The sequence below is a fragment of the Paraburkholderia sp. UCT2 genome (genome assembly GCF_014397665.1).
In the GTDB taxonomy this organism is placed as follows: domain Bacteria; phylum Pseudomonadota; class Gammaproteobacteria; order Burkholderiales; family Burkholderiaceae; genus Paraburkholderia; species Paraburkholderia tuberum.
The window spans coordinates 1-6,884 of sequence record NZ_VZQO01000093.1 but is presented as its reverse complement, the minus strand read 5'-3'; the positions used below and the strand labels follow the sequence as shown (position 1 = coordinate 6,884).

Sequence of the window (6,884 nt, the reverse complement as noted above, 5' to 3'; positions counted from 1 at the left end):
GTGGGACATCAAGCATTAGGTCCTAACGTCGGCCTTCGAGTCATCTCGAATTTTGGTGGTCAAGTTCCTGGTTGTTTCCACGTAGTCATCCGTTGTGGCGGGCACCTGACTCGCAAATTCGCCGTCTAGGGCACTGGTTCCATTTGTCGCGAGACGTCCCGTTTTAGGGTTTCCACCCGTTTCCACGGCCGTTGCACGCGACTACGATCGGTCTGGTCAGGTGGTCGACCAGTCGGCCAAAAGACCAAAACAGAACCATAAGGTCGGAGCTCTGCGTGCTATGCGAGCGCTGCGATGTGAAGGAGACGAAATGTCACAGGAATTCCATCATCCGTTCGTCAGACCGATTGAGCCTGCCGTCCATGTTCCGAGTACTTGCGCCGCTTGGTGTCAAGCAATGACGGCGGGGTATGGCCAATGAGCTACCTCTACGACGAAGTGATCGACGGTGTTCTTCCGTCGCACGACAAGGACACGCTTGTAAGGGAGATCAGGACCCTCCTGCCGGACATGGAATTGCTGAATTCCAAAGAAGGCATGCGGCCCTTTGAATGCGACGGGCTTTCAGCGTATCGATGCGCTCCAATGCTTGTTGCTCTGCCCGACAAGATTGAGCAGGTTGAGCACTTGTTGAAGTACGCTGCCCGGCGCCGGATACCGATAGTTGCCCGCGGAGCAGGCACGGGACTTTCGGGAGGTGCGATGCCTCTTGAGAAGGGGATATTGCTCGTGATGGCCCGCTTCAACAAGATCATCGAATTGGACGTAGATGCTTGTACGGCGCGGGTGCAGCCGGGCGTCCGCAATCTTGCAATTTCACAGGCAGCGGCGCCGTACGGCCTTTACTACGCCCCTGACCCGTCATCCCAGATCGCATGTTCGATTGGCGGCAATGTGGCCGAGAACGCTGGCGGCGTGCACTGTCTCAAATACGGTCTGACCGTTCACAACATACTGAAAGTGGAGATTTTGACTATCGAGGGTGAGCGGCTGACGTTGGGTTCTCAGGCCCTGGATAGCGCTGGATTTGATCTGCTGGCGCTCTTTACTGGCTCGGAAGGGATGCTGGGAATCGTGACTGAAGTTACGGTCAAGCTGCTTCCGAAGCCGCAAAGCGCGAAGGTGTTGCTCGCCAGTTTTGACGATGTCGAACGCGCCGGTGCCGCAGTGGCAAAGATTATCGGCGATGGAATCATTCCCGGGGGGCTTGAAATGATGGACAACCTCGCCATCCGGGCTGCCGAGGACTTTATCCGTGCTGGCTACCCGGTCGAGGCCGAGGCAATCCTTCTATGCGAACTTGACGGATCTGACTCGGACGTGCAGGAGGACGTGGAGCGCGTCGACGCGATATTGCGTATGGCGGGTGCGACGGATGTGCGTCTCGCGAAGGACGAAGCGGAGCGTCAAAAATTCTGGGCGGGACGAAAGAATGCGTTCCCCGCTGTCGGTCGAATTTCTCCGGATTATTACTGCATGGATGGCACGATTCCACGCCGGCAGTTGCCTCGGGTTCTAAAAGGAATCGCTGACTTGTCCATCGAATATGGGTTGCGCGTTGCCAACGTATTTCACGCGGGCGACGGCAATATGCATCCGCTCATTCTTTTTGACGCAAACGTCCCGGGTGAGATGGATAGAGCTGAAGCGATCGGTGCGCGAATCCTTGAACTGTGCGTAGAAGTGGGCGGCAGCATTACGGGTGAGCACGGCGTAGGTCGCGAGAAGATCAATCAGATGTGCGCGCAATTCAACAGCGACGAATTGCTCGTATTCCACGCGGTGAAGGCGGCGTTTGACCCGAACGGTTTGCTGAACCCTGGCAAAAACGTACCCACGCTGCACCGCTGTGCCGAGTTTGGATCAATGCACGTGCATCACGGGCAACTTCCTTTCCCTGAACTGGAGCGCTTCTGATGCGCCGCGATATGGACCCCGATAACAGCGCGCAACTCATTGAGCAAGTGATGCAGGCCATCCGCACGCGGACACCACTTCGGATCCGCGGCGGTGACAGCAAATTGGCGTTGGGACGTGTAGTCGATGCAGCACCTCTGGACACACGCAAGCACAGAGGCATCGTCAGCTACGATCCGACCGAACTGGTGATTACCGCCCGGGCTGGCACTCCTCTCGCTGAACTAAATGCCGTGCTGGATGCTGCCGGTCAAATGCTTCCGTGCGAGCCGCCAGCGTTCGGGGGGGCTGCGACGGTTGGTGGGATGGTGGCGACTGGTTTGTCTGGTCCGCGCCGTCCATGGGCCGGGTCGGTGCGTGATTTCGTCTTGGGCTGCCGCGCGATCACTGGCAACGGTAAGCATATGCGTTTTGGTGGCGAAGTGATGAAGAACGTCGCGGGCTATGACGTTTCGCGCTTGCTCACAGGAAGCTACGGCTGCCTCGGGTTGATCACGGAAGTATCTCTGAAGGTCCTGCCGAAGCCGCGCGCGACAGTTCACCTGGAACTTGAGACTGACGTCGCGGATGCACTTTTCAGGCTAGCCGAGTGGCGACGTTCGGGGCTGCCCATCGCCGGCGCGTGCTACACCTCCAACATGCTTCACCTTCGTCTCGAAGGGGGCAATGGCTCCGTTCGTGCAGCACGCGAGCTCATCGGTGGTGAGGAGGCTGACGGCACCTTCTGGACGGCGTTGCGCGAATTTCGTCTTCCGTTCTTTGACGGGCGGGATTCGTTGTGGAGGATCTCGCTGCCTCCGACCGCTCCCGTTATCGACTTGCCGGGCGACACCTTGCTGGATTGGGGGGGCGCTCAACGCTGGCTCACCACTTCAGCGCCAGCAGATGAACTGCGTCGGATCGCCCAACGCCATGGTGGATATGCGACCGCGTTCCGTTCGCATGAGACAAACGAGCCGTTTCACCCGCTAACTGCGCCCTTGCTGCGGTACCACCGTCAGTTGAAGCAGCAGCTAGATCCCCACGGCATCATTAATCCGGGCCGCATGTACGCGGAAATCTGAACGACTTCCAGGCGAGTAATCCGATGCAAACGAATCTCAGCGAAGAAGCAAAGAAGCTCGAGCGCGCAGATGAAGCGGCGGGCATTCTCCGCTCTTGCGTACATTGCGGGTTCTGCAACGCAACGTGTCCGACCTATCAGTTGCTTGGTAATGAACTCGACGGTCCGCGCGGGCGCATATATTTGATCAAACAGGTACTCGAGGGGGAGCCTGTCACTGGGGAAACGCAGCTTCATCTCGACCGATGCCTCAGTTGCCGCAACTGCGAAACCACGTGTCCGTCGGGAGTGCAGTATCACAAGCTTCTTGATATTGGCCGTGCGGAGGTCGAGCGTCACGTTGCGCGGCCAACAACCGATAGGTTGCTTCGCGCTGCTTTGCGCCATGTAGTACCTCGTGCAAGAGTGTTTGCTACTGCGCTCAAGGCGGGGCGGGCACTGCATCCGCTGTTGCCAGCTTCAGTGAAGCAGAAAATACCGGCCCGCCATGTCGCAGCGAAACGTCGGCCACCAACTCAGCATCAGCGTCGTATATTGATGCTCGAAGGCTGCGTCCAACCCTCGCTGTCGCCGAACACGAACTCAGCGGCTGCACGCGTGCTGGACAGACTTGGTATTAGCGTTTCCCCTGCTAAGGAGGCTGGTTGCTGTGGCGCAACCGATTATCACCTCGGGGCTCACGCAACTGGGCTTGAGCGTGCAAAACGGAATATCGATGCATGGTGGCCCGCAATCGAAGCGGGCGCCGAAGCAATTGTAATATCGGCGAGTGGATGCGGTGCCTTCGTCAAAGAGTATGGCGAATTGCTGCAGCGCGATCCGGCGTACGCTCACAAGGCGGAACGCGTCAGCGCGCTCGCCCGTGATCTTGCTGAAATACTTGCGGCAGAGCCGATGAACGAGCTAAGAGGTGGGGCAACCCAGCGCGTCGCGTTTCACTGCCCGTGTACCTTGCAGCACGCACAGAAGCTAGGGGGAGCCGTTGAACGTATTCTTCAGCAACTGGGCTTCGATCTCACAGCAGTCCCAGACGCTCACCTGTGCTGTGGTTCGGCTGGTACGTATTCGATTACTCAGCCCGTATTGGCGGCCAAGCTTCGCGAGAACAAGCTCAACGCACTCGAGAGTGGTAAGCCGGATACGATCGTCACCGCCAACATCGGTTGCCAGACGCATCTCAACGGTGCAAGCCGGACTCCAGTTCGCCACTGGATCGAACTCGTTGAGGAGTCGCTTTCGGAACGCGCGTGAGGGCGGTTCGGATGCGACGTTTGAGCCGCAATCGCAATTTGCGTCGCAGTCTCAAAGGTGGGCGCTGACGCTCTTCAAGAATTTAAATCTGCTCCACGCGCACACGGGTGAACCTGTGCCCAAGTATTCCGGCTTGAATTGTCCTGCGGATTTGAATTCCGACGTTCGAGGATACGCCGAAGCGCGGCTTGAAAGATGGTGTCGATCGGGGCGGAGTCTTTGTGCGGCGTCCCACGTACTCTAGGCGACGGCACTTTTACGCCGTCGAACTGGATCGTAAATCAAAAGTTATCCGAAATGATCGGGCACAGGAGACAGAATGAATCCAGCAATTCCGTTGTCAGCAGGTGCGATTTATACGCAGCCGCTTACCCCCGTGAGCAACTCACTGCTTCTATCGTTCCTGGTAGCTGCGATACCGATTGTCGTTGCACTTGTAATGCTTGGCATTCTGCGTCGTCCTGCCTGGCAAGCTTCCCTCGCAGGCCTGATCACTGGACTAGTTATCTCCATAGCAATTTGGGGCATGCCTGCCGGTCTTGCTTTCAACTCGGTTGCTGCCGGCATGGCTCTCGCGCTGCTCCCGGTTATGTGGATCGTGTTCACCGCTCTCCTGCTTTACAACATTGCGGTTAAGTCCGGGCGTTTTGACCAGTTTCGTCAGTGGATGCTAGATCACCTACCTGACGACAGACGCCTTGTCCTGCTTGTTGTCGCCTTTTCATTCGGCTGTTTGCTTGAAGGTATTTCAGGATTCGGTACTCCAGTCGCAATTACCAGCGCGCTGCTCGTCGGACTCGGCTTTCCAACGCTTGAGGCTCTTACTTACGCGCTGATATTCAATACGGCTCCGGTGGCATTTGGTGCGCTTGGGGTACCAATCACGGTGCTCGGCGCGGTGACATCGCTCCCCTCGGACACGCTTGCTGCCATGGTCGGTCGACAACTGCCGTTCTTCGCATTCCTCCTGCCGTTCTATGTCGTTGCAATGTATGGTGGAATCCGTTCAATCGGAAAGTTGTGGCCAGCCCTTGTCGTATCGGGTGGAAGTTTTGCTTTCACGCAGTTCATAACCTCGAATTATTTGGGCTATCAACTCACCGACGTGCTCGCCTCGCTAACCTCGTTAATCGTGACGATCGCGTTTCTCAAGGTTTGGAAGCCAGAGCCGGACCCCGCGTTTGCAGTGATCCGGTCTGCGGAAATCGCGATCGGCAGCAAGCGCATCGGCTACGGTGGCTGGATGCCTTGGATCGTCGTCTCTGTAGTGGTCATCGTCTGGGTTCATGCGCAGATCGCTACAATTGGCGACCTCAAAGTTCAGTGGCCGGGCTTGCACAACGCCGTCTTTGTCACGCTTTATAACAAGCCTTACGCGGCGGTCTGGGATTTCCAGCCGATGGGTACCGGGACAGCAATTCTTCTGGCGGCAATCATCACTACCCTTTGGACTCGAACTGGTGTGGGTGACTTTTTCGGTTGCGTAGTCAAAACGTGGCGGCAGACGCGGATTGCCATAGCAACCGTAATGATGATTGTAGGGCTGGCGTATCTGCTTAACTATTCGGGGATGAGCTACACGTTAGGCTTGGGCGTGGCGTCAACGGGGGCATTTTTCCCCTTGGTATCAGCATCGCTCGGCTGGATAGCGGTGTTTCTCTCCGGAAGCGATACGTCGGGCAATGCGCTTTTTGGCAACTTGCAGGTCGTGGCAGCCCGACAATTGGGGCTTGATCCAGTCTTGATGGCGGCAACCAATTCATCCGGCGGGGTGATGGGTAAGATGATTTCGCCGCAAAACATCGCGACTGGCGTTTCAACGACGGAATTGAAGGGGAAGGAAGGCATCGTTTTCGCACGGACCTTCTGGCATAGCGTATTTCTGACGTTCCTTCTTGGACTGCTCGTGATTCTGCAACAGCACGTGCTGTCATGGATGATCCCGACTTTGCATCATTAAGCTGGTACCGCCCCGGCAGACGGCTTTCCGCCCGCCGCAGGAGTGGCTGGTTTGCGATGCGGCTGATCTGCGATGGGTACTGAACGGCATTGCCATACTTCGGGTATGCCGTTCTCTTCCTTTGCATCCGCTATCAAGCCAAAGGTTGGCGATTACCAGGCCGGACGTCCGACTCTCGCCGCCAGTCATTCGATCTAGCCCGGCCGGCCCTGGCCACTGAGTCGTAAGCAATCGTAGACAGCCACTCCGAAACGTTTAAGCACCATCGTCCGCTGCGGCGGCGTCTTCCTCGAATGCGTGATTATGAGGGCCGCAATTCGCCCTGTATTGAGCGTAGTTGATCGATGTTGACGAGGACGTCAGCTACTTGAGAGCAGACTGAAACTTTCACTAACCGTCGATCTATTCAATACATTTAATATCGACTTATGTGATCTTTTCTGGCCTTATGCAAACTAAAACGCAGTAATAAAGTATCGATGAGGTGTAGTTCGTCCACGAAATAATTGAAGGATACGATCATGGCAAGGATGAGAGCGGTTGACGCCGCCGTTCTGGTGCTCGATAAAGAAGGCATCGATACCGCGTTCGGCGTGCCGGGCGCCGCGATCAACCCGTTCTACTCGGCGATGCGCAAAGCCGGCGGCATCAGCCACGTGCTCGCGCGCCATGTCGAGGGCGCATCGCACATGG

Annotated in this window: 5 protein-coding genes; all 5 read left to right on the top strand. The window is 56.9% G+C overall.

Features of this window, described 5'->3' with window-relative positions:
* Positions 1 to 417 precede the first annotated feature (417 nt).
* The gene (glcD, locus tag F6X39_RS35505; RefSeq protein WP_187620063.1) at positions 418 to 1,917 is read left to right on the top strand and encodes a glycolate oxidase subunit GlcD; all 1,500 of its coding nucleotides are present in this window, start codon (positions 418 to 420) and stop codon (positions 1,915 to 1,917) included.
* Positions 1,917 to 2,981 carry a glycolate oxidase subunit GlcE gene (gene glcE / locus F6X39_RS35500; protein ID WP_187620062.1) on the top strand — a complete coding sequence of 355 codons (1,065 nt, stop codon included), beginning with the start codon at positions 1,917 to 1,919 and terminating at the stop codon, positions 2,979 to 2,981. Before glcD ends, glcE begins: the two co-directional genes overlap by 1 nt.
* A 23-nt stretch (positions 2,982 to 3,004) precedes the next feature.
* Positions 3,005 to 4,231 (top strand): glycolate oxidase subunit GlcF, encoded by a 1,227-nt coding sequence (glcF, locus tag F6X39_RS35495; protein WP_187620061.1) that lies wholly within the window; start codon positions 3,005 to 3,007, stop codon positions 4,229 to 4,231.
* Positions 4,232 to 4,550: 319 nt separating this feature from the next.
* Complete coding sequence (locus tag F6X39_RS35490; protein ID WP_187620060.1) at positions 4,551 to 6,191, top strand: L-lactate permease; 1,641 nt, start codon at positions 4,551 to 4,553, stop codon at positions 6,189 to 6,191.
* A gap of 521 nt (positions 6,192 to 6,712) precedes the next feature.
* The coding region (locus F6X39_RS35485) for a thiamine pyrophosphate-binding protein (protein WP_187620059.1) at positions 6,713 to 6,884 on the top strand (172 nt) is incomplete at its 3' end.